Here is a 25,471-nt window from a genome sequence, read left to right as displayed (position 1 = left end):
CCGGCGGCAGCCGCTCGCGCGGGTGACGGGTCAGCCGCGCGGTAGCGGTTCGCCGTACCAGAGTTCGATCAGGCGGGCCGCGATCGAGATGCCGGAGGGGGGCAGCACCTCGCCGGACTCGATCGCGGTGCGCAGGTCGTCCCGGGAGAACCAGCGGGCCTCGTGGATCTCCTCGCCGTCCACCTGGATCAGGGAGGACGTGGCCCGGGCCATGAAGCCCAGCATCAGGCTGGACGGGAACGGCCAGGGCTGGCTGGCGACGTACTCGACCTCGCCGACCGGGACGCCCGCCTCCTCGAACACCTCGCGGATCACCGCCTGCTCGATCGACTCCCCCGGCTCCACGAAGCCCGCGAGCGTCGAGAAGCGGCCCTCCGGCCAGTGCACCTGGCGGCCCAGCAGCGCGCGGTCCAGGTCGTCCGTCACCAGCATGATCACGGCGGGGTCGGTGCGCGGGTAGTGCTCGGCACCGCAGGCCGGGCAGCGGCGGATGTGGCCCGCCGCCGCGATCACCGTGCGCTCGCCGCAGCGGGAGCAGAAGCGGTGGAGCCGCTGCCAGTTCTCCAGGGCGACCGCGTGCACCAGCAGCCCCGCGTCGCGCTCGGACAGCAGCGAGCCCGCCTCGCGCAGCCCCGCGGGGCGCGCCGACTGGTCCATGCGGCCCGGCAGGGTGTCCTTCTGCAGCGCGAAGTAGCGCACCCCGTCCTCGTCGGTGCCCAGGAAGTAGCGGTGGGTCTCGGTGGGCGGGGCCTCGAAGGCCGGGGTCATGACCAGCTCGGTACGGCCGTCCGGGGTGTCGTCGACCAGGGCCTGGCCTCCGGAGACCACGAAGACCCGCGTCGTCGGGTGGCTCCACGCCGCGGCCAGCCACGCCTCGTCCAGTCGGTGGTGCGCCGCGCGGTCGATGCCGCTCGGGGCGCTGAGCGTGATCGGCCGGGTGGCGGCGCGCTCGGTCCAGGTGGTCACGGCTGCTTCCAACTTCCCCTGTGAAACGGGTGATTTACGTACATACGAGGGTTATACGGGTCCATTCTCCGCGAGGTCGGCCCAGAGGTGGGCGGCCGTCTCGGCGCCCTTCACGAGCAGGTCAAGCTCGACCTTCTCGTTGGGTGCGTGCCAGCCGTCGGACGGCACCGAGATGCCCAGGAAGAGCACCGGAGCGCCCAGGACGTCCCGCAGGTCGGCCGCCGGTCCTGATCCGCCCTCGCGGGTGAAGCGGATCTTCTGGTCGAACGCCCGCCCCATGGCCCGTACCAGGGACTGGAGGGCGGGGTGGTCCAAGGGGGTCAGACAGGGGCGGGTCGCGCCCCAGAAGGTGATCTCGTGCCGGATCCCGGCCGGGAGGGATGCCGCGACCCACTCCCGTACGGACCGCTGGATCTGCTCCGTGTCCTGACCGGCCACCAGCCGGAAGGACAGCTTGAGCTGGGCGGCGGACGGCACGATCGTCTTCCCGCCCGGGCCCTGGTAGCCCCCGGCGATGCCGTTGACCTCGGCGGTCGGGCGGGCCCAGAGCCGCTCCAGGGTGGTGTACCCGGTCTCGCCGAGCAGGCCGTGCGAATGCGCGGTGCGCAGCCAGCCCGCCTCGTCGAAGGGCAGCTCCGCGAAGAGTTCGCGCTCGCGGTCGGTCAGCTCCACGATGCCGTCGTAGAAGCCCGGGACGGCCACCGTGCGGTCGTCGTGGTGGAGCGCCGCGGCCAGCCGGGCGGCCTCGGTGGCCGGGTTGGGCACCGCGCCGCCGAAGGAGCCGGAGTGGATGTCCTGGTCCGGCCCGTACAGGTCGATCTGGCAGTCGGTGAGGCCGCGCATGCCGGTGCAGACGGTCGGGGTGTCCTCGGACCACATGCCGGTGTCGGAGACGATCACGGTGTCGCAGGCGAGCCGGTCGGCGTGCGCTTGGATCAGCTCGGGGAAGTGCGGGGAGCCCGACTCCTCCTCGCCCTCGATCAGCAGCTTGAGGTTCACGGCGGGCGCGGTGCGGCCGGTCGCGGCCAGATGGGCGCGCACGCCCAGGGTGTGGAAGAGGACCTGCCCCTTGTCGTCGGCTGCGCCGCGCGCGTACAGCCTGCCGTCCTTGACGACCGGGTCGAAGGGGTCGGTGTGCCAGCCGTCCTCGCGGGCGGCGGGCTGGACGTCGTGGTGCCCGTAGACGAGCACGGTGGGGGCGTCCGGATCGCCGGACGGCCAGGCGGCGAACACCGCCGGGGCGCCGGGCGTCTCCCAGATCTCGACCTCCGGGAAGCCGGTCGCGGTGAGGTGCGCCGCGAGCCACTCCGCGCTGCGGCGGACGTCACCGGCGCGCGCGGGGTCGGCGGATACGGAGGGTATGCGCAGCCAGGCGCCGAGGTCGTCGAGGAAGGCGGTGTAGTGGCCGTCGACGAAGGCGCGGACGGCGTTGTCCGTGTCCGGGGTGGTGCTCATGGATGTGAGCCTATCCGGCGCGCGGAAGTGCCAGAGCCGGGGTCTCCGGGCCGCTCATCCGCGGTCGCGCTCGGTCACGGTTCGACGTCGGTGAACGCGTTACGGACATCCTCGGGCTCGTCCGTCTCGTCCGTCTCGTGCGCCTCGTCCCCCTCGTCCGCCTCGCCGGTCAGGATGCGTTCCAGCTCCGCCCGGCCGGGCAGGTCCGCCGGGCGCACGATCTCCCCGCTGCGTACATAGAGGAACGCCGCCGAGACCGCCGACAGCGGCAGGCCGTGCTGTTCGGCCCAGACCAGGCGGTAGATGGCCAGCTGGAGCGGGTCGGCGTCCGACCGGCCGGTCTTCCAGTCGATGATCTCGTAGCCGTGCCCGTCGTCTGTTCCGGGCTTCCGGTATACGGCGTCGATCCGGCCGCGCACGGTCCGGCCCGCCAGGGTCAGCTGGAACGGCACCTCCACGCGGTGCGGCGTGCGCCGGGCGTACGGCGTGCGCGCGAACGCCTCCTTGAGCGCCGTCAGCTCCCGCTCGTCCGCGATCTCCGGCTCGTCGTCCGCGCCGCCCGGCAGCTCGTCCGGGCCGAGGAACGGCAGCGGCAGCGCCTCGAAGCGCGACTCGACCCAGGCATGGAACCGGGTGCCCCGGCGCGCGGCGGGCTGCGGCGGGCGCGGCATGGGGCGGGCCAGCTCCCGCGCGAAGCCGTCCGGGTCGGCGGCGAGCCGCATCAGCTGGGAGGCGGTCAGGGTCTGCGGTACGGGCACCTCGTGCACGCTCTCGCGAGCGCGCCGCAGCTCCCCGGCGAGCGCGTCGAGGTCACGGTCCCAGGAGTCGGCCAGCCGCGCCTCCTCGGGAGCCAGGTCGCCATCCGGCGTGGGGGGCGGGTTATGGGGGTACGCGCGCTCGTCGCCGTACGGGTCCGGGGCGTCGGGCGGCACGTCGTCCTCGTACGGGTACGGCTCCAGGCCGTCCGGCGGCTCCGGCCAGTCCTCGTCGTCCAGCGGCTCCGGCCACACCGGGGCGTCGTCCGGGACCGGGCCGTGCGGGTGCGCTGCGTGCCCGTCCGCGGCCTGCGTACCTGCCGCCGCCTCCAGGCGGGCCAGGTGGGTCAGGACCGTGTTCGCCGCCTGGCGGCGGCGGGTCAGGGCGGCGGGGTCCAGGGGGAGGGGCCAGGCGCGGTCGGTGGACCTTTCGCGCAGGGCCGGGTTCTCCGCGTCCTCCTCCGGCTCGTCCGCCCACGCCTCGACCTCGCCGTACCCGGCCTCGCCGTGGGCGCGCAGCGCCTGCAGGAAGGAGGACGGGCCTCGGCGGCGCTTCTGGGTCGGGCCCCACCAGTGGCCGGAGCCCAGCAGCAGGGAGCGGGGGCGGGTGAAGGTGACGTAGCCGAGGCGGAGTTCCTCCGTGCGCTGGTGCTCCTTCATGGCGCCCTTGAAGGCGGTGAGCCCCTTGGCGTCCCAGTCCGGGGCCTCCGGGAGGGTGTCGGCGTCGCCGCGCAGGGCGTGCGGCAGGACCCTGGCGTTCGCCGTCCAGGACTCGCGGCTCTGCTCGCTCGGGAACCGGCCCTCGACCAGTCCGGGTACCGCCACCACGTCCCACTCCAGCCCCTTGGACTTGTGCGCGGTGAGCACCTTGACCGTGTTCTCCCCGCCCGGGAGGGCGTTGTCGAGCCCCTTCTCGTACTGGGCGGCGGTCCGCAGGAAGCCCAGGAACGACTGCAGGGTGGCCTCGCCGTCCACCGCAGCGCTCGCCTGGGTGGCGAAGGACGCGGCGACGTCCAGGAAGTTGCCCAGCGTCTCGCGGCGGCGGGCGGCCAGGGCGTGCGGCGAGGCGGACAGCTCGACCTCCAGGCCGGTGGTGGCCAGCACCCGGTGGAGGACGTCCATCAGCGGGTCGGCCAGCGAGCGCCGCAGCTCGCGCAGTTCGGCGGCGAGGCGGGCGAAGCGCACCCGGGCCTCGGCCGAGAAGGGCAGTCCGTCGTCCGGGCCGCCACCGGATTCCAGGAAGGTGTCGAGGGCGTCGGCGAGCGAGATGATCTCCGACGGGTCGACGCCCTCGACGGCCTCGGCGAGCCGCCGGTCCGGGTCGTCCTCCGGGTCGCCGTGGCCACCGTACGAGACGAGCGCGCGGGCGCGGCGGCCGAGCAGCGCCAGGTCGCGGGGGCCGATGCGCCAGCGCGGGCCGGTGAGCAGCCGGACCAGCGCCGCGTTGGCCCCCGGGTCCTGCAGCACCTCGCAGACCGCCACCAGGTCGGCGATCTCGGGCAGGTGCAGCAGCCCCGACAGCCCCACGACCTCCACCGGAACGTCCCGCTCCACCAGTTCGCCCTGGATCTCGGCGAAGTCACCGGCCGTGCGGCACAGGACCGCGATCTCGCCGGGCGGGGTGCCGGTGCGCACCAGATGGGCGATCGAGTCGGCGAGCCAGGCCAGCTCCTCGGCGTGGGTGGGCAGCAGCGCGCACCGCACCAGGCCGTCCCGCTCGGCGCCGGGCGCGGGGCGCAGCGCCTCGACGCCCTGGTGCATCGCGCGCAGCGGGGCGGCGAGCCCGTTGGCGAGGTCCAGCAGGCGGCCGCCGCTGCGCCGGTTCTCACTGAGCGCGTAGCGGCGCGCGGGGCTGCCGTCGCGGTGCGGGAAGTGGGCGGGGAAGTCGTCGAGGTTGGCCACCGAGGCGCCGCGCCAGCCGTAGATGGCCTGGCACGGGTCGCCGACGGCGGTGACGGGGTGTCCGGTGCCGCCGCCGAACAGACCGGACAGCAGCAGCCGCTGGGCGACGGAGGTGTCCTGGTACTCGTCCAGCAGGACGACCGCGTACTGCTCGCGCAGGATCCGGCCGACCTCCGGGCCGCTGCGGGCCAGGGCGGCGGACAGCGCGATCTGGTCGCCGAAGTCGAGCAGATCGCGGCGGCGCTTCTCGGCGCGGTACTCCTCGACCAGTTCGAGGAGTTCGCGGCGGGCGCGGGCGGCCTCGGGCACCTTGCGCAGCGTGTCGTTGGTCAGCTTCACGCCGTCGAGGGTGTCCAGCAGCTCGGCGTCGTACGTACGCAGCCGCTCGGCGGGGACCAGGTGCTCGGCCAGTTCGGCGTCGAGCGCGAGCAGATCCGTCACCAGGTCGGCGAAGGGGCGGACGAGCGCCGGGTAGGGGCCGGGGGCGGTGCGCAGCACGCGCGCGGCGAGCTGGAAGCGGGTGGCGTCGGCGAGCAGCCGGGCGCTGGGCTCCAGGCCGATGCGCAGCCCGTGTTCCTTGAGGAGCTGTCCGGCGAAGGCGTGGTACGTGGAGATGCCGGGCTCGCCCGCGGCCTCCTCGGCGGCGCCCGGATCCGGGTCGAGGTCCACGACGCCCGCCTTGACGAGCGCCTTCCGTACCCGCTCGGCCAGTTCGCCCGCGGCCTTGTTGGTGAACGTGAGGCCCAGCACCTGGTCGGGCGCGACCTGGCCGGTGCCCACCAGCCAGACGACGCGCGCGGCCATCACCGTGGTCTTGCCGGAGCCCGCTCCGGCGACGATCACCTGCGGGGCGGGCGGCGCGGTGATGCACGCCGTCTGCTCGGGGGTGAAGGGAATCCCGAGCAGCTCCTTGAGCTGTTCGGGATCGGTGATGCGGGCTGACACTCCAGTGAGGCTATCGGTCGCCACTGACAAGCCACGCACAAGGGCCCACAAGGGGGACAAGCCCCCACATCCCCCGCCACCGATAAGGGACATGACCCCCAAGTCATCTCATCCCCCGTCACTCCACCACGTGGCGGCCCTCCGCGCGGGCGCTGCACGAGGCGCGGAAGGCGCAGCGCTCGCAGTGCGCCCCGGTGCTCGGGGCGAAGCGCTCGTCCAGGACGCGCCCGGCGGCGGTGGCGAGCAGGTCGCCGACCCACTCCCCGTCGGGCCCGATCGGCGGGTCCTGCGCCTGGACCTTGGGGGCGGCCTCGCCCCCTTCCTTCTTGGGGGCGGCCTGCCGCAGCTGGACCAGTTCGGCGCCGCCCGGTTCGGGGCGGGCGTCACCGAAGAGGCCGTCGACGGCGCCCTCGCGCACCGCGAGCTGATAGACCGCCAGCTGGGGGTGGTGGGCGACCTCGCCCCGGGTCACGGACTGCTTGCCGGTCTTGAAGTCGACGACGTACGCACGCCCCTCGGCGTCCGCCTCGACGCGGTCCATGCTGCCGCGGATGCGCACCTGGTAGGCGTCGGCTTCGAGGGTGACGTCGAAGCCGTGCTCGGAGGCGACCGCCGTGCGGCCGCCGCGCTCCATCACATGCCAGCGCAGAAAGCGCTCCAGGGCCGCCCGGGCGTGCTCCTTCTCCTGCCGCGACTTCCAGGGGGCGTCGAACGCGAGCGCGTCCCATACGGAGTCCAGGCGCTCCATCAGGACGGCGAGGTCGGCCGGGGTGCGGCCGGACGCCACCTCGTCGGCCAGGACGTGGACGACGTTGCCGAAGCCCTGGGCGGCGGTCGAGGGGGCGTCCGCCTTGACCTCGCGCCCCAGGAACCACTGCAGCGAGCAGGTGTTGACGAGCTGGTCGAGCGCGCTGCCGGACAGCGCCACCGGCCGGTCGCGGTCACGCAGCGGCACCTCGCTGTGGGTGGGCTCGTACAGGCCCCACCAGCTGGAGGGGTGGGCCGCGGGGACGAGCGGCCGCCCGTCCTCGTCGCGCAGCGCCGCGAGCCGCGCCAGCCGCTCGGCGGCGGCCTCCCGCAGGGCGTCCGAGGTGTCCGGGTCGACGGTGGTGGCGCGCAGCTCGGCGACGAGGGCCGCGACGGACAGCGGGCGGCGCGGCCGCTGGGTGACGTCGGCGGGGGTGACGCCCAGCTCGGTCAGGAACCGGGAGGGCTGGTCGCCGTCGTCGGAGGCGGCCTTGACGGCGGTGACCACCAGCCGGTCCCGGGCGCGGGTCGCCGCCACGTAGAACAGCCGCCGCTCCTCGGCCAGCAGCGCGCCCGGCGTCAGCGGCTCGGCGAGCCCGTCCCGGCCGATCCTGTCCGCCTCCAGGAGCGAGCCGCGGCGCCGCAGATCGGGCCACAACCCCTCCTGGACGCCCGCGACCACCACCAAGCGCCATTCCAGCCCCTTGGAGCGGTGCGCGGTCATCAGCCGCACGGCATCGGGGCGGGCGACGCGGCGCGAGAGGGTGTCGGCGGCGATGTCCTGGGCGTCGAGCTGGTCGAGGAAGTTGAGCGCCCCGCGGCCGCCGGTGCGCTCCTCCGCGCGCGCGGCAGTCTCGAACAGCGCGCACACCGCGTCCAGGTCGCGGTCGGCGTTGCGCCCACCGGCCCCGCCGCGCTGGGCGGCGCCCTCCAGCCGCCCGGGCCAGGGGGTGCCGTCCCACAGCTCCCACAGCGCCTGTTCGGCGGTGCCGCCGCCCGCCAGTGACTCCAGCGCCTTGCGCAGCAGCAGGCCGAGCCGCTGGGCGCCGCGCGCGTACGCCGGGTCGTGGACGGCCAGCCGCTCGGGCGCGGCCAGCGCCTCGGCGAGCAGGACGTCGGAGGGGCGCGGCACGGGCTGACCGGCGGCCCGCTCCTCCTCCCGCAGGGCGCGGCCGAGCTTGCGCAGATCGGCGGCGTCCATGCTGCCCAGCGGGGAGGTGAGCAGGGTGAGGGCGGTCTCGACGCCGAGGGCGGCGGTCAGCCCGCCGGAGTCCGGCAGCGCGGCCGTGGCGGCGGCCCGCAGCGCGGTCAGCAGGGGGGCCACGGCGGGTTCGTGGCGCAGTGGGATGTCGTCGCCGTCCACCTCGATGGGCACCCCGGCGGAGGTGAGCGCCCGGCGCAGACCCGGCAGCGAGCGCCCCCCGGCGCGCACCAGGACGGCCATCTCACTCCAAGGCACCCCGTCCTCCAGATGGGCGCGGCGCAGGATGTCGGCGACGTTGTCCAGTTCGGCGCCCGTGGTGGGGTACGTGAACACCTCGACGCGGCCGCCGTCGCGAGCCGCCGTCAGCTCCCGGTGGGCGCGCACGGCGTGCGCCGGGAGGCGGGTGAGCGGCATCCGGCCGGTGATGAGCCGGGTCGCTGCGAGCAGCCGGGCGCCCGAGCGGCGCGAGGTGGTGAGGACCTCCACGGGCGCCGGACGGCCGTCCGCGCGCGGGAAGTCGTCCCGGAAGCCGAGGATGCCGTTCACATCGGCGCCCCGGAAGGCGTAGATCGACTGATCGGGATCGCCGAACGCCACGAGCGTTTTCCCATGGCCCGCCAGCGCGCGCAGCAGCCGGGTCTGGGCCACGTCCGTGTCCTGGTACTCGTCCACGAACACCACGTCGTAGCGCGCGGCCAGCTCCGCCGCGACCTCCGGCCGCTCGGCGAGCAGCACCGCGCGGTGCACCAGCTCCGCGTAGTCCAGCACGCCCTGGGCGTCCAGGATGTCCAGGTACTCGGCGAGGAAGTCCGCCGCCGCGCCCCAGTCCGGGCGCCCGGTGCGGGCCGCGAACTCGCCCAGGGCCCGAGGGCCGAGCCCCAGCTCGCGGCTGCGCGCGAGCACCGCGCGCACCTCGTCGGCGAAGCCTCGGGTGGTCAGGCAGGCGCGCAGATCGTCGGGCCAGCGGACCGAGGCGCGCCCCGCGCGCTCCAGGTCGGCCTGCCCGGCGAGCAGCTCCCGTACGACGACGTCCTGCTCGGGGCCGGACAGCAGCCGCAGCGGATCGGTGAACAGATCGACGTCCTGATGGGCGCGGACCAGCGCGTAACAGAAGGAGTGGAAGGTGGTGGCCCGCGGCCCGGTCACGCCGCCCAGCCGCGCCGCCATCCGGTCGCGCAGTTCGACGGCCGCCTTGCGGCTGAAGGTGAGGACCAGCGTCCGCTCCGGGTCGGCGCCGTCGCGCACCCGCCGGGCGACCGTCTCCACAAGCGTCGTGGTCTTCCCCGTGCCCGGCCCGGCGAGCACCAGCAGCGGACCGCCCGGATGCTCAACCACGGCGCGCTGCCGTGCGTCCAGGACAGGAGGGGCCACCGGATCCGGCCGACGGCGGACCAGGCGGTACGTGCCCGGGGACGACGGCCGTACGAACGGCTGCCGTCCCCGCCGCTGTCGCGGCAGGGACGAGGAGGAGGAACTCACGTGGATCGCCGGTCCTGGTGGGTTGGCTGGGTGCGGGACAGCGTCTCATGTGCCATGGGCCGTCACCCGAATGGCTGTGGACAACCGCTAAGGGGCTCCCGTGCCGCTATCAGTGCCGCCCGCGCCGCCCGCGCGCTCCGTACCGCCCGCGCCTTCCGCGCCGTCCCAGCGGGCGCGGCGCATGTCGATCTTCGGCAGATGGCCCTCGGCCGAGCGCGGCGCCGCGCGCAGCGGAGTGCCCTCCTCGCGGTAGTGGCCGAGGGCGCGCAGCTCGCTGCCGGGCAGCAGCGCGCCGTCCGCGCGCACCACGCGCCACCACGGCACGGCGCCCCCGTAGAGGGCCATCACCCGCCCCACCTGGCGCGGGCCGCCCTCCTCCAGCCACTCGGCGACGTCCCCGTAGGTCATCACCCGGCCCGGCGGGATCAGCTCGGCGACATCCAGCACCCGCTCCGCGTACGCGGGCAGCTCGTCGGCGGCCTGCGGCTCCTCGCTCTCCCGGCTCATCCCGCCCATCCTGCCGCACACCACCGACACCGCCCCCGACGACGACACCCATGCCGACACCAACGCCGACACCGCCCCCGCCCCGCGCGGTACCGTCGAAGGCTCTGCGGACGGCGTCAGGGGTTCGATCACGCATGGTGCGGGAAGTCACTACGGGGCGTACGATCCGTGGCTCACATCCCCGAAATGCACCCTGATGCCCTCCTCCGCAGCCCGGGCATGCCACCATCTTCCGGGCGGTGACTGGTGATACGAGATCAAGAAGAGACGGCGAAGCAGCAGGGTGCGCAGGCTCCGGAAGAGGAGCCCCGCACCCCTGAGGCGCTGCCGTGCTCCGACGGCTGCGACGACGATCCGGACGGCCCGCAGGGACACAACGAGCGCGTCTCCGGTGACGAACCGCTGCTGCCCGCCCGGGTCCACCGCCCCTCCGACCTGATGCGGCTGCTGCTCGGCGCGCTGGGCATCGGCATCGTCCTCGCCGTCGCGGCCTTCGCGCACGGCACCACCGCCGGGCTGGAGAAGGACATCGGCCACGGCGCCAACCAGGCGCCCCCGCTGATGATCGACTTCGCCGGGCTGACGGCCAGCATCGCCGTGCTCGTCCTGCCGGTCGCGTTCGCGATCGAGCGGCTGGTCAAACGGGACGGGCTGCGCATCGCGGACGGCGTCCTGGCCGCCGTCCTCGCCCACGGCATCTCCCTCGCCACCGATCTCTGGGTCGCCAGGGCCGCGCCCGACTCGATCCGCGAGGCCCTCACCCAGACCGCGCCCGGCGGCGCCCTGAGCGATCCCGTGCACGGCTACCTCGCCCCGGTGATCGCCTATATGACGGCTGTCGGAATGGCGCGCCGCCCGCGCTGGCGGGTGGCCATGTGGGGCGTCCTGCTGCTCGACGCGTTCGCGGTGCTCGTCGGCGGCTACACCACCCCGTTCGCGATCATCATCACCGTGCTCATCGGCTGGACCGTCGCCTACGGCACGCTCTACGCGGTCGGCTCCCCCAACGTCCGGCCCACCGGCCAGAACCTGCTCGCCGGGCTGCGCCGGGTCGGCTTCAACCCGGTCAGCGCGGCGCGCGCCGAGGAGGCCGTCGACGAGCACGGCAACCACAGCGACCGCGGCCGCCGCTACCTGGTCACCCTGGAGGACGGGCCGCCGCTGGACGTCACCGTGGTCGACCGCGAGCAGCAGGCCCAGGGCTTCTTCTACAGCGTCTGGCAGCGGCTGACGCTGCGCACGATCACCCCGCCGCGCAGCCTCCAGTCGCTGCGCCAGGCCCTGGAGCAGGAGGCGCTGCTCGCGTACGCGGCGATCGCGGCGGGCGCCAACGCGCCCAAGCTGATCGCCACCTCCGAGCTGGGCCCGGACGCCGTGATGCTGGTCTACGAGCACATCGGCGGCCGCCCCCTGCACGCCCTGCCGGACGAGGCGATCACCGACGAGCTGCTGGCCGGGGCCTGGCACCAGGTGCAGGCGCTCCAGTCGCGCCGCATCGCCCACCGGCGGCTGGACAGCGACGCCCTGCTGGTCGACCGCTCCGGCGCGGTCATCCTGACGGATCTGCGCGGCGGCGAGATCGCGGCGGGCGACGTGGTGCTGCGGATGGACATCGCGCAGCTGCTGACCACCCTGGGGCTGCGGGTGGGCGCCGAGCGCTCCGTGGCCGTCGCGGTCGACGTCATCGGCCCGGACGCGGTCGCCGACAGCCTCCCCCTGCTGCAGCCCCTCGCCCTCGGCCGGGCCACCCGGGCGACGCTGCGCCACCTCGCCCGGGAGCGCGCCCAGCGGCAGCGGGAGGCGGTCCTGGAGGCGTCCCGCGCCGCCAAGGAGGCCAAGGCGCGGGAGGCCGAGGAAGCCGAGGAGGCCGGGGTCGAGACCGAGGGCGGGCGCAAGGCCGAGCCCGCCGTCAGCGACCGCAAGACGGCCAAGGCCGAGAAGCAGGCCGAGAAGCGGGCGATCGACGAGGCCCTGGAGGAGGCCCGCGAGGAGGATCTGCTCGCCCAGATCCGCCGCCAGGTGCTGCTGGTGCGGCCGCAGGCGCCGATCGAGCCGGTGCGGCTGGAGCGCATCAAGCCGCGCACCCTGGTCAGCTTCTGCGCGGGCGCCTTCGCCGCGTACTTCCTGCTGTCCCAGTTCACCCACGTCAAGCTGGGCGCCCTGGTCGCCGAAGCCAACTGGATCTGGGTGCTGTTCGCGCTCCTCTTCTCCGCGCTCACCTATGTGGCCGCCGCCCTGAGCCTGCTCGGCTTCGTCCCCGAGAAGGTGCCGTTCGGGCGTACGGTGCTGGCGCAGGTCGCCGCCTCCTTCGTGAAGCTGGTGGCCCCCGCGGCGGTCGGCGGCGTCGCCCTCAACGCCCGCTTCCTGCAGCGCGCGGGGGTGCGGCCGGGGCTCGCGGTGGCGAGTGTCGGCGCGTCGCAGCTGTTCGGGCTGGCCAGCCACATCGTGCTGCTGGCCACCTTCGGCTACATCACCGGCACCGAGCGCACCCCGACCCTCTCCCCGTCCCGGACCGTGATCGCCGGGCTGCTGACGGGCGCCGTGCTGACCCTCGTGGTCACCGCCGTCCCGGCCTTGCGCAAGTTCGTCTCCACCCGGGTGCGGTCGCTGTTCGCGGGCGTCGTGCCGCGCATGCTGGACGTACTCCAGCGGCCCCGGAAGCTGCTCGCCGGAATCGGCGGCATGCTGCTGCTGACCGCCGCCAACGTGATGTGCCTGGACGCGTCCATCCGCGCGTTCGGCGGCGAGCTGAGCTACGCGAGCATCGCGGTCGTCTTCCTCGCGGGCAACGCCCTGGGCTCGGCCGCGCCCACCCCGGGCGGCGTCGGCGCCGTCGAGGCCGCCCTGATCGCCGGACTGACCTTCGCCGGGCTGCCGTACGAGGTGGCCGCGCCCGCGGTGCTGCTCTTCCGGCTGATGGTCTTCTGGCTGCCGGTGCTGCCCGGCTGGCTGGCGTTCACCCATCTCACCCGCCGAGAGTCGCTGTAGGTCGTACGGCCCGCCCCGCGCCCCTCACCCGTACGCCCGCGCTGTGCGCGCGCGACCCCGCCGCGCCCCGCAGGATGGCGGTACGCCGCCACCCCGGGAGAGCCGCCGTGTCCCGACCCCTGCGCACCGGTGCGCTGTCCGCCGCCGCCCTGCTGCTCGCCGCCACCGCCGGATGCGGCGGCGACCCCGGCAGGCCGGACACCTCGGCGGGCCAGAAGCTCCACTGGGCCGCCTGTCCCGTCCCCTCCGACAGCGAGGACGGGGCGACCACCAAGGCCCCGGGCCGGGAGTGGCAGTGCGCGACCCTGCACGTGCCGCTCGACTACACGAAACCGCGCGGCGCCACGATCGGCATCGCGCTGATCCGCGCCAAGGCCACCGACCCGGACAAGCGCATCGGCTCCCTGATCTTCAACTTCGGCGGCCCCGGCGGCTCCGGCGTCGCCACCCTGCCCGCCCTCGCGAGCAGCTACAAGCAGCTGCGCACCCGCTATGACCTGGTCAGCTTCGATCCGCGCGGGGTCGGCCGCAGCAAAGGGGTGCACTGTCTGGACGACCGGCAGCTCGACGCCTACTACGCGGCCGACGCCTCCCCGGACGACTCCGCCGAGGTGAAGTCCCTGGTGCGCCGGGTCAAGACCTACGCCTCGGGTTGCGAGAAGCGGTCCGGCGCGGTGCTCCCGTACGTCGGCACCACCAACGCCGCCCGCGACATGGACGTGATGCGCCGCGTCCTCGGCGACCGCAAGCTGTACTACTTCGGCGTCTCCTACGGCACCGAACTCGGCGGCGTCTACGCCCATCTGTACCCCGAGAAGGTGGGCCGGGCGCTCTTCGACGGGGTCGTGGACCCCGCCCAGAACCCCGAACAGGGCGCCCTCGGCCAGGCGAAGGGGTTCCAGCTGGCGCTGGGCGACTACCTGAAGGAGTGCCGTGGCACCGCCGGGGCACGATGTCCGACCCAGGCCCAGATCCAGGCCCTGCTGAAGCGCCTCGACCGCCATCCGGTGGCGGGCAGCGGCAACCGGAAGCTCACCCAGACGCTGGCCGACGGGGGCATCGCGCAGTCCCTGTACTCACGCGACTTCTGGCCGTACCTCACCCAGGGCATCGCCGGGGCCCGGCAGGGCGACGGCGGGATCCTGCTGGCCCTCGGCGACGCCATGAACGGGCGCGACGAGAACGGCGACTACAGCACGCTGCAGGCCTCGCTCAACGCCGTCACCTGCGCCGACTTCAAACAGCGCTACACCCTGGCCGACATCCGGAAGAAGCTGCCCACCTTCCGCAAGGCGTCCCCGGTGTTCGGCGACTTCATGGCCTGGAGCCTCACCCAGTGCACCGACTGGCCCGTACGCGGCGCCTGGACCACCCCCGACGTCAGCGCGCGCGGTGCCGCGCCCATCCTGATCGTCGGCAACACCGGCGACCCGGCCACGCCGTACGCCGGGGCGCGGAAGATGGCCGACGAACTGGGGCCCGGGGTCGGCGTCCAGCTCACCTACAAGGGCGAGGGGCACGGGGCGTACGACAGCGGCAGCGGCTGTGTGCGCAAGACCGTGAACGCCTATCTGCTGAACGGCCGGGTGCCGGAGAACGGCAAGGTCTGCACCTAGCCGGGCCGCCGTCGCGGCTGTGACGGTAGGGAGACCAAGCGCGCACGTCCCGCTCATACCATCCTCATAGGATCACCGACCATGTCGACCATGCCGAGTTCCCGCCGCACCATACGGACCAGGGCGCTGGTCTCCGCGACCGCCGTGGTCACCCTCATCGCCGTCGCGGGCTGCAGCGGCGGCGGAAAGGACCAGGGGAAGGCGTCGTCCGGGCCCTCGTCCGACGCCTCGTCCACCGCCCCGGCCGCTCCCCCGGGCGCCTCCGGCCTGCCCCGCTCGCTCACGGCCCAGAAGCCGCACTGGAAGGGCTGCGCGGCGCCGACCGCGCTCCAGGGCACCGGCAAGGCGCCGGACGACGACTGGGAGTGCGCCGACCTCAAGGTGCCGCTGGACTGGGCGAAACCGGGCGGAGAGACTTTTCGCCTCGCCATGATCCGCGCCAAGGCCACCGACCCGGAGAAGCGGATCGGCTCCCTGGTGTTCAACTTCGGCGGCCCCGGCGGCTCCGGCGTCTCCTCCCTGCCCGGATTCAGCGGGGATTACGACAAACTGCGCACCCGCTACGATCTGGTGAGCTTCGATCCGCGCGGGGTCGGCGAAAGCGACGGAGTCACCTGCCGGAGCGACAAGGAGATCGACGCCGCAGAGGCGGTGGACGGCACTCCGGACGACGCCGCCGAAATCAAGGCGGCCACCGCTGACGCGAAGAAATACATCGCCGGGTGCGAAAAGCGCTCCGGGAAGGTGCTCCCGCATGTGGACACCGTGAGCGCCGCCCGCGACATGGACCTCATGCGGCAGGTGCTCGGCGACCGGAAGCTCTCCTATTTCGGCATCTCCTACGGCACCGAACTCGGCGGCGTCTACGCCCATCTGTATCCGCGCCATGTGGCGCGCGCGGTCCTCGACGCCGTGGTCGACCCGTCCGCGGACACGGAGCAGGGCTCCCTCGCCCAGGCCAGGGGGTTCCAGCTCGCGCTGGACAACTATCTCAAGGACTGCGCCAAGAAGGGGCTCTCCTGCCCGGTCGGTGACGATCCGAAGGCGGGCACCGAGAAAATCGTCACGCTGCTGAAGAAGCTCGACAAGAAGCCTCTCGAAACCGACAGCGGCCGCAAGCTCACCGAAGGAGGGGCGCTCGGCGGTATCGCCGCCGCGCTCTACTCCAAGGACAGCTGGAAATACCTGACGCTGGGCCTTCAGGAAGCGCTGACGCTCGACAAGGGAAATCTGCTGCTCGCGATGGCGGATTCGATGTCCGGCCGCGACGAGAACGGCCGCTACAGCAATATCAACGCGGCCAATACGGCGGTCAACTGCGCCGACGAGAAGAAGCGCTACACGGTGAGCGAGGTGAAGAAGCGGCTGCCCCGGTTCCGCGCGACCTCGAAGGTCTTCGGCGACTATCTGGCCTGGTCCCTGCTCGCCTGCACCGGCTGGCCGGTCACCGGGAAGACGGACAGCCCGGACGTGAGCGCCAAGGGCTCCGCGCCGGTCCTCGTCATCGGCAACACCGGCGACCCGGCCACCCCGTACGAGGGCGCCCGGACGATGGCCCGCGAGCTGGGCCGGGGCGTGGGCGTCGAGGTCACGTACCGGGGGCAGGGCCATGGCGCGTACAACAGCGGCAACGCCTGCATGACGAAGACCGTGAACGCCTATCTGCTCGACGGGAAGGTGCCGCCCGGCGGCAAGACCTGCGGATGAGCGACGAGGGGCCCGGACCGTCCGATGCGACGGTCCGGGCCCCTTTCACTCAGCTGTCAGTAGATCGGCTTGTCGGGCTCGATCTGGTTGACCCAGCCGATCACGCCGCCGCCCACATGCACGGCGTCGGAGAAGCCCGCGGACTTCAGGACGGCCAGAACTTCCGCGGAGCGGACACCCGTCTTGCAATGCAAGACGATCTTCTTGTCCTGCGGCATGTCCTGGAGGGCGGTGCCCATCAGGAACTCGTTCTTCGGGATCAGCCGGGCGCCCGGGATCGAGACGATCTCGTACTCGTTCTGCTCGCGGACGTCGATGATGTCGATGGCCTCGCCGTCGTCGATCCACTCCTTGAGCTGCTTGGGAGTGATCGTCGAACCGGCCGCCGCCTCCTGGGCCTCGTCCGAGACGACACCGCAGAACGCCTCGTAGTCGATCAGCTCGGTGACCGTGGCGTTCGGGCCGCAGACCGCGCAGTCCGGGTCCTTGCGGACCTTGACCTGCCGGTAGGTCATCTCCAGGGCGTCGTAGATCATCAGACGGCCGAGCAGCGGGTCACCGGCGCCGGTGAGCACCTTGATGGCCTCGGTGACCTGGATGGAGCCGATGGACGCGCACAGCACGCCCAGGACCCCGCCCTCGGCGCAGGAGGGGACCATGCCGGGGGGCGGGGGCTCCGGGTACAGGCAGCGGTAGCAGGGGCCGTACTCGGACCAGAAGACGGACGCCTGGCCGTCGAACCGGTAGATCGAACCCCAGATGTACGGCTTGTTCAGCAGCACGCACGCGTCGTTCACCAGGTAGCGGGTGGCGAAGTTGTCGGTGCCGTCGACGATCAGGTCGTACTGGGAGAAGATCTCCATCACGTTGTCCGCCTCAAGGCGGCCCTCGTGCAGCACGACGTTCGTGTAGGGGTTGATGCCGAGGACGGTGTCCCGCGCGGACTGCGCCTTCGGGCGGCCGATGTCCGCCTGGCTGTGGATGATCTGGCGCTGCAGGTTGGACTCGTCGACCTCATCGAACTCGATGATGCCGAGCGTGCCCACACCGGCGGCGGCCAGGTACATCAGGGCGGGCGAGCCGAGACCGCCCGCGCCCACACAGAGCACCTTGGCGTTCTTCAGCCGCTTCTGGCCCTCCATGCCGACGTCCGGGATGATCAGATGGCGTGAGTACCTGCGGACCTCGTCGACGGTGAGCTCGGCAGCCGGCTCGACCAGGGGTGGCAGCGACACAAGGACTCCGTAGTGAGTAGGAGCGGGCTAAACGGTTCACCCCCGCGTGAGCGGGGAGGTTGTCTTCTCGTCTCCTCGTAACACTGCCACGCCCCATCTCATTCCATGACACACGGTCCGATGCGCGAGACGACATCGTCCCAATGGCCGGGCAGCGTCTCCCAGAGGGCGGCGGAGCCCGCGCGCTGGCCCGGGCGGGTCGTGCGGTCCGTGAGGAAGACCGTGCCCGCCCCCTGCCAGCGGGCGATGCGCAGCGCCTCGTCCAGATGCGGCCGGGGCACCCCGTGCACCAGGTGGCAGAACCGTTCGGGCGGATAGCCCGCCGTCCACTCGGCGACCTGGGACCAGCGGTAGTCGGCCCACCGGCCGCGGAAGGTCACCAGCTGGTCGGCGATCTCCGCGTAGTCCTGGTACGGATGGGTGTCCTGGCCCAGCACCGTGTACGCCCCGCCGCGCAGCGCGCGCAGCGTGGTGACGATCCGGCGGACGTCGGCCAGCCCGGGGCGCTCCGACGGGCAGCGGTCCAGATAGAAGCCGTCGGGCCGGTACCAGTCCAGGTAGCGGGTGGCGTCCGAGACCAGCTCGCCGAACGGGCGGGCGCCAAACCGCAGGTCCAGCCGCCCCAGCACCCGCACGCCCGCGGTGCGCAGCCGGGCCACCGCGGCGGCGCAGTACGGGTCGGGGCACGAGCCGGGGCCGCGCGCGACGTCCAGGACGGCCCAGTGCACGGGGGTGCCGCGGCGGGTCAGCTCACCCCATTCGACGGGCGCGACCAGCGGGTGCGCCCAGCCCGGCACCCCGAGGCCGAGACCGGCGGCGGGCTGGGTCCCGGCCGGGGCGCGGCGCCGGGGGCCCGGGGAGATCAGATGCGACACGCGGCCTCCATCCAGATGTCCGCGAGGGACTCCTCCAGCGGGATGCGGGAGCGCCAGCCCAGCCGGTCGCGCGCGGTGCGCACATCGGCCTGCTGCCAGCTGCCGCAGCCGTCCGGGTAGGGGTACGCGGTGGCGCCGCCGTGCTCGCCCGGCCCGGGGTGGTGACCGGGGGCGTGACCGGGGGCGTGTGGGGTGGGCGCCGGAGCGTGTCCGGGGGCGTGCGCGGGGGCCGGGATATGGACGCCCGGGTGCAGCGGGTTCCGCCCGGGCGGGACGTCGACCTCGTGCAGGGTGCCGCCGAAGCCCGCCACCCGGGCCAGTACGGAGGCCGCCTCGCGCAGCCGGACGGCGCGTCCGGTGCCGATGTTGACGACGCCCTGCGCGGCCGACAGGGAGGCCGCGTGGACGGCCCGCGCCACGTCCCGTACGTCCACGAAGTCGCGCTGCACCCCGAGGCCGCTCAGCTTCAGCTCGCTGTCCCCGGACTGCATCGCGCGCCGCATCGCCTCGGCGAGGCGGCCGAGCGGGGAACCGGCCGGGGTGCCGGGCCCGACCGGCGAGAAGACCCGCAGCACCACCGCGTCCAGTCCGGAGCCGAGCACCAGCTCGGTCGCGGCCAGCTTGCTCACGCCGTACGGGCCGCCGGGGCGCGGCACGGCGTCCTCGGCGGTGGACGATCCGGGCTGGGACGGCCCGTACTCGGAGGAGCAGCCGATCTGGACCAGCCGGGCGCCGCAGCCGCTGCGGCGCAGCGACTCGCAGACGGTCGCGACGGCCACGGTGTTGTGCCGGGTCAGCTCGCGGGCCCCGCCGCGGGTCGCGCCCGCGCAGTTGATCACCACCCCGGGGTGGACCGCGTTCAGGAAGCGGGTGAGCGCGCCGGGGCTGCCGTTGGACAGGTCGAACCGCACGTCGGCGTCGTCGCCTCGGCCGAGCGCGGTGAGCTGGACGGCGGGGTCGGCCAGCAGGTGTTCGGCGACGTAGCGGCCCAGGTAGCCGCCGGAGCCGAGCAGCAGGACTCTCATCGTCGCGCCTCCCCGGGGATGGCGTGTGGGGCGGTCGTCTCGTCGCTCATGGATGTGCTCCTCGTAGGGATGGGCGGGGGTGACGGTGTGGGGGGCGTCGTGGGGGTGTTGTGGGCCGAGGCGCGGGACAGGGCGGCGCACGCGTACACCAGCAGCGCGAGCGCGGCGGCCCCGCAGGCCACGGCGGGGACGGCGGCCGTGCCGTGGGCGGCGGCCAGCCGCCGCACCGGCTCGCCGAGGGCCGCGCAGCCCGGCAGCCGGGCGGCCCCGGCGGCGCCCAGCACGGCCGCCTCGGCCGCGCAGGCCGCGGCGGTGCCGGTGGCCGCGGCGGCGCGGAAGCCGTGGACGGTGAGCAGCCGGGCGAGGAACAGCAGCCCGGCCAGCGCGGCCACGCCCGCCTCGGCGGTGAGGTCCGCGGCGGCGCGGGGCACCGCGAGCCGGGCGGCGATCACCAGCGGCGGCAGGGTGAGCAGGAAGGCCACGGCGGTGGCCGCGCACAGCGGACGGACCCCCGCCGCGAACTCGTCGAGCCCGCTGCTGGCGGCCAGCCTGCGGCGCGCCCGTACGGCGAACCAGCGGGCGCACCACGCGGCGGGGGCGACGGCGAGGCCGAGGACGACGGCGGCCCCGGCGGCCGCCGCCGGGTCGTACGGCCCGGGGGCGCCGGTGCCCGCCGTACGCCCACTGAGCCCGCCCAACAGCCAGTCGCCGCAGGCGGCGTAGCCGAGCAGCCACCCGGTGCGCAGCGCACCCGGCAGGCCCGCGAGGCGGCCAGGACTACGCCCCGTTGAGCGGTCCTTCCGGGCGCGCCGCCCGGAAGGGCCGCCGGTGCCGCCGGGCACGCCGCGTCCGCCGGGCCTGCGGCGTCCGGCACGTACGCCTGTGCCACCGCAGCCGCCGCATTCGCTGGTGCCACCGGTGCCACCGCGTCCGTCAGTGCCACCGCATCCGCAGCAGCCGCCGCGTCCGCCGGTGCCGCCGCAGCCCCCGCGTTCGCCACGCCTGCCCCGGCCGCCTCGGCCGCCCCGTCCGCTGGTGCCGCCGCATTCGCCGCATTCGCTGGTGCCACTGCAGCCGCCGCATCCGCCGACGCCGCCGCACTCGCCGCGTCCGCTGGTGCCGCTACATGCGCCGCGTCCACTGGTGCCACCGCGTCCGCCGCATCCGCCGACGGCGAGCGGGCCCCGGCGCAGGCACAGCCACAGCGCGCCCGCCGTCAGGGCGGCACCGGTCGCGCCGACGACCGGGGTCCCGGTCCGGTACGCACCGATCACGGTCGCGGCGACCAGCGCACCCGGCAGCAGCGCGAGCAGCCCGAGCGCCGCCCGTACGGCCCAGGGCCGGGACGGGGGCTCGCAGGGCGCGTCGTCCCCGCTGTCACCGTCGCCGTCGCGCGGGACCCGTGCGTACAGCTCCTCGGCGAGCGAGAAGACATCGCGGTGCCGGAAGCGCGCGGCGGTGCGGTCGGTGACCCCGTGGGCCTCCAGACCGGCGGCGATCTCCAGCGGATCGACAGCCCGGGCGCACAGCTCGCGGTGGCGGTGCATCAGCACCCGCACCGGGTCCACCGATCCGCGCCGCCCCTTCGGCCCCTGCTCATGGGCCGACGCCGGGGCGCTGGGCTGCTCGCGGCGCGCGGGCCCGGTCATGCGCCCTCCTCGGACAGGGCGGCCATGGTCCGGCCCGGCGGCGGTCCGGCCTCCGCCCACCGGGGCGTGTGCGCGAGCCCCTGACCGGCGGTCCAGCGGCCGGGGATGTGGGCCTCCGCCGGGCGGGCGAACGGCAGGGGCGCACCGCCCGCGCCGACCTCCTCGCGGCGCACCGGGCAGTGCGACATCAGCTCCAGGTAGATGCCCCGGAAGGCGACCACGTTCTGCTCGGCGGTGAACAGCTCCAGCGCCCGGGCGCGCGCGGCGGCGCCCAGCCGGGCGCGGCGCTCGGGGTCGCGCAACAGCGCGAGGCACGCGTCGGCGAGCGCCCTGGGGTTGCGCGGCGGCACCACCAGACCGGTGCCGCCGATGGCCTCGCACACCGCGCCCGCGTCCGTCGAGACCGTGGCCCGGCCGCAGAACATCGCCTCGACCAGCCCCACCGGGAAGCCCTCGACCACGCTGGACAGCACGACGACGGCGCCCGCCGCGTACGCGTCCGCCAGGGTGGGCACCTCGGGGTCGCCGACGTGCTCGAAGGAGACCGGGTTGTCCCCGGGCGTATGGGCGTTCGCGGCCTCGTCGGGGAAGAGGTGCTCGGCCAGGGCGCGGCAGTGGGCCGCGTAGCCATCGGCCGGGTCGTCCACGGGCCAGGCCCCGGAGCCGGGCCGGGTCTCGATGACGCGCAGCCGCGCGTCCGGCTGCCACCGGCGCACCTCGGCGAACGCGTGCAGCAGCGCGACGACGTCCTTGGCGGGTTCGAGCCGCCCCACCCACACCAGCGTCCGGTCGTCCCCGCAGGACGCCGCTCCGGCCTCGCCGACCTCCGCGAAGCACCCGGCGTCCATACCGGGGTAGACGGTGCGCAGCCGCTCCGGGGAGGCGCCGCACCGCTCCTGCCAGCGGCGGGCGTGGGTATTGCCGGGGGTGATGAGCGCGGCCTGCGCGTACGCCTCGGCGGCCAGCCTGCCCTGGAAGGCGGCCAGCAGGGCGCGGACCGGGCCCGACCCGTCACGACCGGCCGGACGCCGCAGATAGTGCTCGCGCAGCCGTACGCCGTACTCGGTGACCAGCAGCGGCGTACCGAAACGGCGCTTGGCCAGCAGCCCGGGCAGCGCGGCCGCGCCGCCGGAGGTGGCGTGGCACAGGTCCACACCGGACAGCCCCGGGTCGCGGCCACCGCCGCCGTACCAGTCGAGCGACAGCGGGCGCAGCGCCCGCTCCAGGGCCTCGGTCACGGCCAGCAGATCGGTGACCCGCGCGCGGTGGGCGGCGCGCGGCGCGCCGGGGGTGTGGCAGGCGCGCTCCAGAGTGCGGACGGCGTCCTCGGAGCGGAGCGCGGCGGACAGTCCGCCGCTGTCGCGGGCGAGGTCGGCGAGGCCGTGGAGGCCGCTGGCGAAACGGTCCGCCTGGGTGCCGTCCGGGCCGCCCGGCACGCTGATCGCCACCGCCAGGTCCCCGAAGTGCTCGGTGAACCGCCGCCGCTGCCGCCGCCCGTACGCCCGCCGCCGCCCGGTCGGCTCGCCCCACAGCGGCGCGGTGCGCACCCGTCGCACCTGCCCGGGCGGCTCCTGCCAGCCGACGGCCTCCTGACGGGCGTGGCGGCTCAGCGCGTAGACCTCGAAGTCGTGCTGGTCCAGTCCGCGCACGAGCCGGTCGCACCACACCCGCGCCTCACCGGTCGCATACGGGTACCCACCCTCCGTAAGCAGTCCCACGCGCATGAGCGCACCCCCGATCTCCCATGTGAGCAAGCCGTCATGCCGCGGATCGGCACGTCGGGCAGCGGGAGCACGTTATGCGCGCATGGCTATGGCGCGACGGACGGTTGTCCGTCGCACCACCGGAAGGGGTGAACGCCCGTGACCTTCCTGGATTTCAGGCGTTGTCAGGCGCTATAACGGCCGCGAGGGGCGTCAGCCCTTGGGAAACGGCCAGGCGTTGGGGCGGCACGTCGCGCCGTCCGTCGCCAGGAACTTGGTCTGCTGCATCATCACCGGTGCGAGCGCGCCCTGCTGGGAGCACGTCTCGTGGTTGTGCCCGAGCCGGTGCCCGACCTCGTGGTTGATGAGCATCTGGCGGTACGAATGCATCTTGTCCTCGCCGAACGTGCTGGCGCCCTGCGCCCACCGATAGGCGTTGATCATGACGCGCTCGGTGGCCGCCGAGTCGCACGAGACGTTGTCCTCGGTGGTGTCCAGCCCGGACTTCCCGCACCACACCGCGGTGGTGCCGGGGCTCGCCAGGGTGATGACGAAGTCCGGGCGCCCGGACGAGACCCGCTCGAAGGTGCGGGTGCCGCCGTGGCCCCAACTGCGGTCGTCGTTGAGCGTCTTGTGCACCGCCTCGGCGAACAGCGCGCCGTCGAGCGGCAGCCCCTTCTCGACGTCCACCCGGTAGCGCAGGACGTCGCCCTTGCCGGGCGCCTTGTCGTTCCCGGGGACGGTCGTGAAGGCGCCCGAGCCCTTGAGCTTCGGGTCGAGCGGGAACAGGGCGGCCATCTTCTGGTCGTACGTGGCGAGTTGGGGGGACGCGGAGGCGGACGGGGCGGTCCGGCCGTCCTTACCGGCCGACACGGCGCCCTCGCCGCCGCGCTCCGTACCGCCCTTGGACCGCGCCTTGTCGTCACCCTGCGGACCGTTCGCCACCTGTCCGGCCACCACGACGGCCAGCACGGTGGTCACGGCCGCCGCGGCGATACCGGTGAACGTGCGGCTCTTGCCGCCCTTGGTGACGCCGCGCGCGCCCTTGCCCGCGGGGTCGGACCCGTCGGCCCCGTCGGCCGCCGTGGCCGTGCCGTCGTCGAGGCCGTCCGCGGCGTTCTTACGGGCGTCATCGGCGCCCGCGCCGGGGCTGGTACGGCGGGGCGGCGGTACGGCTCCGGGCGCACCGGCGGCGAAGACGTCCTCGCCATCGGTTTCCAGGGCGTCGGTGCCGGTGGCGGTGCCGGTGGCGTCGAACGCCTGCAGGTACTCCTTGCGGGGCCCGGGCATCAGCCCGCCAGCGCCGCCCCCGGAGGGGCCACCGGACGGGCCACCGGCGGCGGGTCCGGCGGGGCGCTCCGGCGCGTTCATGGTGGCGGTGCCGAAGGCGCTCCAGCCGCCGCTCTGCTGTTCACGGCGCCCGGGGCCCGCCGGGTGCCCGGACGGCCCGGCGGAGCGTCGCCGACGTCCCGCGCCGGGGGCGGAATCCGCCTCGGCGGACCCGGGGTCCCGGTCCTCCTGGCTACCCCGTGCGCTGTGCTTACCCACGCGCCGCACCGCTCCCGTCTGTTCCGGGCACCGGTACGCCCCGTATCTTCCGGCTGTCCCGTCTGTCTCGTGTCTCTCGTGCTTCTCGTACTGCTTGTGCTTCTCGCGCTTGTCGTTCGTCTCGTCCGTCGACGTCGTCAAGCAGTTCGCGCATACCGCGCGCCACTACGTCGGGGTACTCCATCATCGCCACATGTCCGGCGTCCAACAGCGTCAACAGGCGCGAGTCGCGGAAGGTTGCGCTAGCCCGCCGGGCCATCCGGAAGGCCACCAACTGGTCGCGCATACCGTAGACGAGCAGCGTGGGCGCGAGGACCCGCTCGGCCTGCCGCCACATCGAGTACTGGCCGCCGAGAGCATAGGTGTCGATGAGGCCGCGCGCCGAACGGGCGAGCGCGTCCCAGAAGTACGGGAGCGCCAGCCGCCGCTCGTACTCCTCGACCGCCAGCGCGAAGTCCTCCCGGCTGACCTGCCGGGGGTCACCGTAAGTGAGCGCCAGCAGCTCCCAGGTGCGCCGCTCCGCGTCCCAGTCGCGGGTCGCGCGGCTGAAGAGGCGGGTCGCCCCGGGGATCGCGAGCAGCCCGGTGGGCACCGCGGTGCGCTGCGGGCGCCGCTCGGGCAGCGCGGGCGAGACGAGGGTGAGCGTGCGCACCAGGTCCGGCCGCACGGCCGCGACGCGGATGGCGATCGTGCCGCCCATCGAGTTTCCGGCCAGATGTACGGGGCCCCGGCCGCTCGCGTCGAGGTGGCGGATGATGGCCCGGGCGTGGCCGGTGATGGAGTAGTCGCCGTCGTCGGGCGGCGGGGAGTCACCGAATCCGGGCAGGTCAGGGCACTCGATATCGAGCCGGTCTGCGAGCTGTTCCATCAGCGGCGACCAGTTCTGCGAACAGCCGCCCAGCCCGTGGACGAACAGCGCGGGCGGCAGCCCGGAAACCTCCGGCGGGCGGGTACGCACGTTCAGCGTGAGACCGGGCAGGCTGGTGGTACGCAGCTTTTCACCGGCACCGACCCGCACGGGCCGCGCGGGGGGCACCGCGGCAACGATGCGGGCTTCCGGCGGCTCGGTCGAAGACATGCGCCAATGTTACGAGACGATCACATGGCTGACCGTGTGTTCACCCTCACAGACCACGTAGCGTCCGAAAGTGACCTCTCCTAGGCT

At 74.1% G+C, this 25,471-nt stretch carries 15 protein-coding genes; 3 read left to right on the top strand and 12 right to left on the bottom strand.

All coding sequences use genetic code 11. The features are described from left to right. Window positions 1-30 precede the first annotated feature (30 nt). From nudC to ACWC5C_RS24855, 5 genes are all read right to left on the bottom strand, one after another. Window positions 31-966 carry an NAD(+) diphosphatase gene (gene nudC, locus ACWC5C_RS24875; protein ID WP_385447083.1) on the bottom strand — a complete coding sequence of 312 codons (936 nt, stop codon included), beginning with the start codon at window positions 964-966 and terminating at the stop codon, window positions 31-33. Window positions 967-1,017: 51 nt separating this feature from the next. Next, window positions 1,018-2,421, bottom strand: coding sequence for a dipeptidase (locus ACWC5C_RS24870; protein WP_450878647.1), 1,404 nt, complete (start codon window positions 2,419-2,421; stop codon window positions 1,018-1,020). 74 nt (window positions 2,422-2,495) lie between these two features. Continuing rightward, entirely contained in the window at window positions 2,496-6,023 is a 3,528-nt protein-coding gene (locus ACWC5C_RS24865; RefSeq protein ID WP_450878645.1) for a UvrD-helicase domain-containing protein, read from the bottom strand. A 118-nt stretch (window positions 6,024-6,141) separates the two neighbouring features. After that, window positions 6,142-9,453: an ATP-dependent helicase gene (locus ACWC5C_RS24860; protein ID WP_450878643.1), complete on the bottom strand. Its 3,312-nt coding sequence runs from the start codon at window positions 9,451-9,453 to the stop codon at window positions 6,142-6,144. Between the two features lie 87 nt (window positions 9,454-9,540). Beyond that, window positions 9,541-9,960: an MGMT family protein gene (locus tag ACWC5C_RS24855; RefSeq protein WP_450878641.1), complete on the bottom strand. Its 420-nt coding sequence runs from the start codon at window positions 9,958-9,960 to the stop codon at window positions 9,541-9,543. Between the two features lie 438 nt (window positions 9,961-10,398). On the opposite strand from ACWC5C_RS24855, the gene ACWC5C_RS24850 reads away from it, so the two are divergent. The 3 genes from ACWC5C_RS24850 to ACWC5C_RS24840 all read left to right on the top strand — a co-directional run bounded on the left by ACWC5C_RS24850 (window position 10,399) and on the right by ACWC5C_RS24840 (window position 16,271). Further along, complete coding sequence (locus ACWC5C_RS24850; protein ID WP_450878715.1) at window positions 10,399-12,948, top strand: lysylphosphatidylglycerol synthase transmembrane domain-containing protein; 2,550 nt, start codon at window positions 10,399-10,401, stop codon at window positions 12,946-12,948. Between the two features lie 74 nt (window positions 12,949-13,022). Continuing rightward, window positions 13,023-14,564 carry an alpha/beta hydrolase gene (locus ACWC5C_RS24845; RefSeq protein ID WP_450878639.1) on the top strand — a complete coding sequence of 514 codons (1,542 nt, stop codon included), beginning with the start codon at window positions 13,023-13,025 and terminating at the stop codon, window positions 14,562-14,564. Window positions 14,565-14,654: 90 nt separating this feature from the next. Continuing rightward, window positions 14,655-16,271, top strand: a complete 1,617-nt coding sequence (locus tag ACWC5C_RS24840) for an alpha/beta hydrolase (RefSeq protein WP_450878637.1) — start codon at window positions 14,655-14,657, stop codon at window positions 16,269-16,271. A 56-nt stretch (window positions 16,272-16,327) separates the two neighbouring features. Here the strand turns inward: ACWC5C_RS24840 and moeZ are convergent, their stop codons facing one another. From moeZ to ACWC5C_RS24805, 7 genes are all read right to left on the bottom strand, one after another. Then, a complete protein-coding gene (moeZ, locus tag ACWC5C_RS24835; protein ID WP_450878635.1) occupies window positions 16,328-17,506 on the bottom strand; it encodes an adenylyltransferase/sulfurtransferase MoeZ in 1,179 nt (392 codons plus the stop codon). A 98-nt stretch (window positions 17,507-17,604) separates the two neighbouring features. Beyond that, window positions 17,605-18,372: a spherulation-specific family 4 protein gene (locus ACWC5C_RS24830; RefSeq protein WP_385447117.1), complete on the bottom strand. Its 768-nt coding sequence runs from the start codon at window positions 18,370-18,372 to the stop codon at window positions 17,605-17,607. Then, window positions 18,369-19,406 (bottom strand): NAD-dependent epimerase/dehydratase, encoded by a 1,038-nt coding sequence (locus tag ACWC5C_RS24825; protein ID WP_450878633.1) that lies wholly within the window; start codon window positions 19,404-19,406, stop codon window positions 18,369-18,371. Before ACWC5C_RS24825 ends, ACWC5C_RS24830 begins: the two co-directional genes overlap by 4 nt. Further along, window positions 19,403-21,055 carry a hypothetical protein gene (locus tag ACWC5C_RS24820; RefSeq protein ID WP_450878631.1) on the bottom strand — a complete coding sequence of 551 codons (1,653 nt, stop codon included), beginning with the start codon at window positions 21,053-21,055 and terminating at the stop codon, window positions 19,403-19,405. The genes ACWC5C_RS24825 and ACWC5C_RS24820 overlap by 4 nt, the downstream gene beginning before the upstream one ends. Beyond that, on the bottom strand, window positions 21,052-22,779 hold the full coding sequence (locus ACWC5C_RS24815) for a DUF3492 domain-containing protein (RefSeq protein WP_450878629.1): 1,728 nt from the start codon (window positions 22,777-22,779) through the stop codon (window positions 21,052-21,054). Before ACWC5C_RS24815 ends, ACWC5C_RS24820 begins: the two co-directional genes overlap by 4 nt. A gap of 192 nt (window positions 22,780-22,971) precedes the next feature. Then, window positions 22,972-24,315, bottom strand: a complete 1,344-nt coding sequence (locus tag ACWC5C_RS24810; RefSeq protein ID WP_450878627.1) for a DUF3152 domain-containing protein — start codon at window positions 24,313-24,315, stop codon at window positions 22,972-22,974. Next, the gene (locus ACWC5C_RS24805; protein WP_450878625.1) at window positions 24,299-25,384 is read right to left on the bottom strand and encodes an alpha/beta fold hydrolase; all 1,086 of its coding nucleotides are present in this window, start codon (window positions 25,382-25,384) and stop codon (window positions 24,299-24,301) included. The genes ACWC5C_RS24810 and ACWC5C_RS24805 overlap by 17 nt, the downstream gene beginning before the upstream one ends. Between the last annotated feature and the right edge of the window lie 87 nt (window positions 25,385-25,471).

It is taken from the genome of Streptomyces sp. NPDC001700, from assembly GCF_053596435.1.
The sequence above is the reverse complement of the archived record's forward strand: the minus strand, read 5'-3'. Positions and strand labels throughout refer to the sequence as shown.

Excerpts from the sequence above, each read along its gene's own strand:
- ACWC5C_RS24815 (WP_450878629.1), bottom strand. The coding sequence starts at position 22,779 with ATGCGCGTGGGACTGCTTACGGAGGGTGGGTACCCGTATGCGACCGGT.
- ACWC5C_RS24825 (WP_450878633.1), bottom strand. The coding sequence starts at position 19,406 with ATGAGAGTCCTGCTGCTCGGCTCCGGCGGCTACCTGGGCCGCTACGTC.
- ACWC5C_RS24840 (WP_450878637.1), top strand. The coding sequence starts at position 14,655 with ATGCCGAGTTCCCGCCGCACCATACGGACCAGGGCGCTGGTCTCCGCG.
- ACWC5C_RS24870 (WP_450878647.1), bottom strand. The coding sequence starts at position 2,421 with ATGAGCACCACCCCGGACACGGACAACGCCGTCCGCGCCTTCGTCGAC.
- ACWC5C_RS24855 (WP_450878641.1), bottom strand. The coding sequence starts at position 9,960 with ATGAGCCGGGAGAGCGAGGAGCCGCAGGCCGCCGACGAGCTGCCCGCG.
- ACWC5C_RS24820 (WP_450878631.1), bottom strand. The coding sequence starts at position 21,055 with ATGACCGGGCCCGCGCGCCGCGAGCAGCCCAGCGCCCCGGCGTCGGCC.
- ACWC5C_RS24805 (WP_450878625.1), bottom strand. The coding sequence starts at position 25,384 with ATGTCTTCGACCGAGCCGCCGGAAGCCCGCATCGTTGCCGCGGTGCCC.
- ACWC5C_RS24845 (WP_450878639.1), top strand. The coding sequence starts at position 13,023 with ATGGCGGTACGCCGCCACCCCGGGAGAGCCGCCGTGTCCCGACCCCTG.
- ACWC5C_RS24850 (WP_450878715.1), top strand. The coding sequence starts at position 10,399 with ATGCGGCTGCTGCTCGGCGCGCTGGGCATCGGCATCGTCCTCGCCGTC.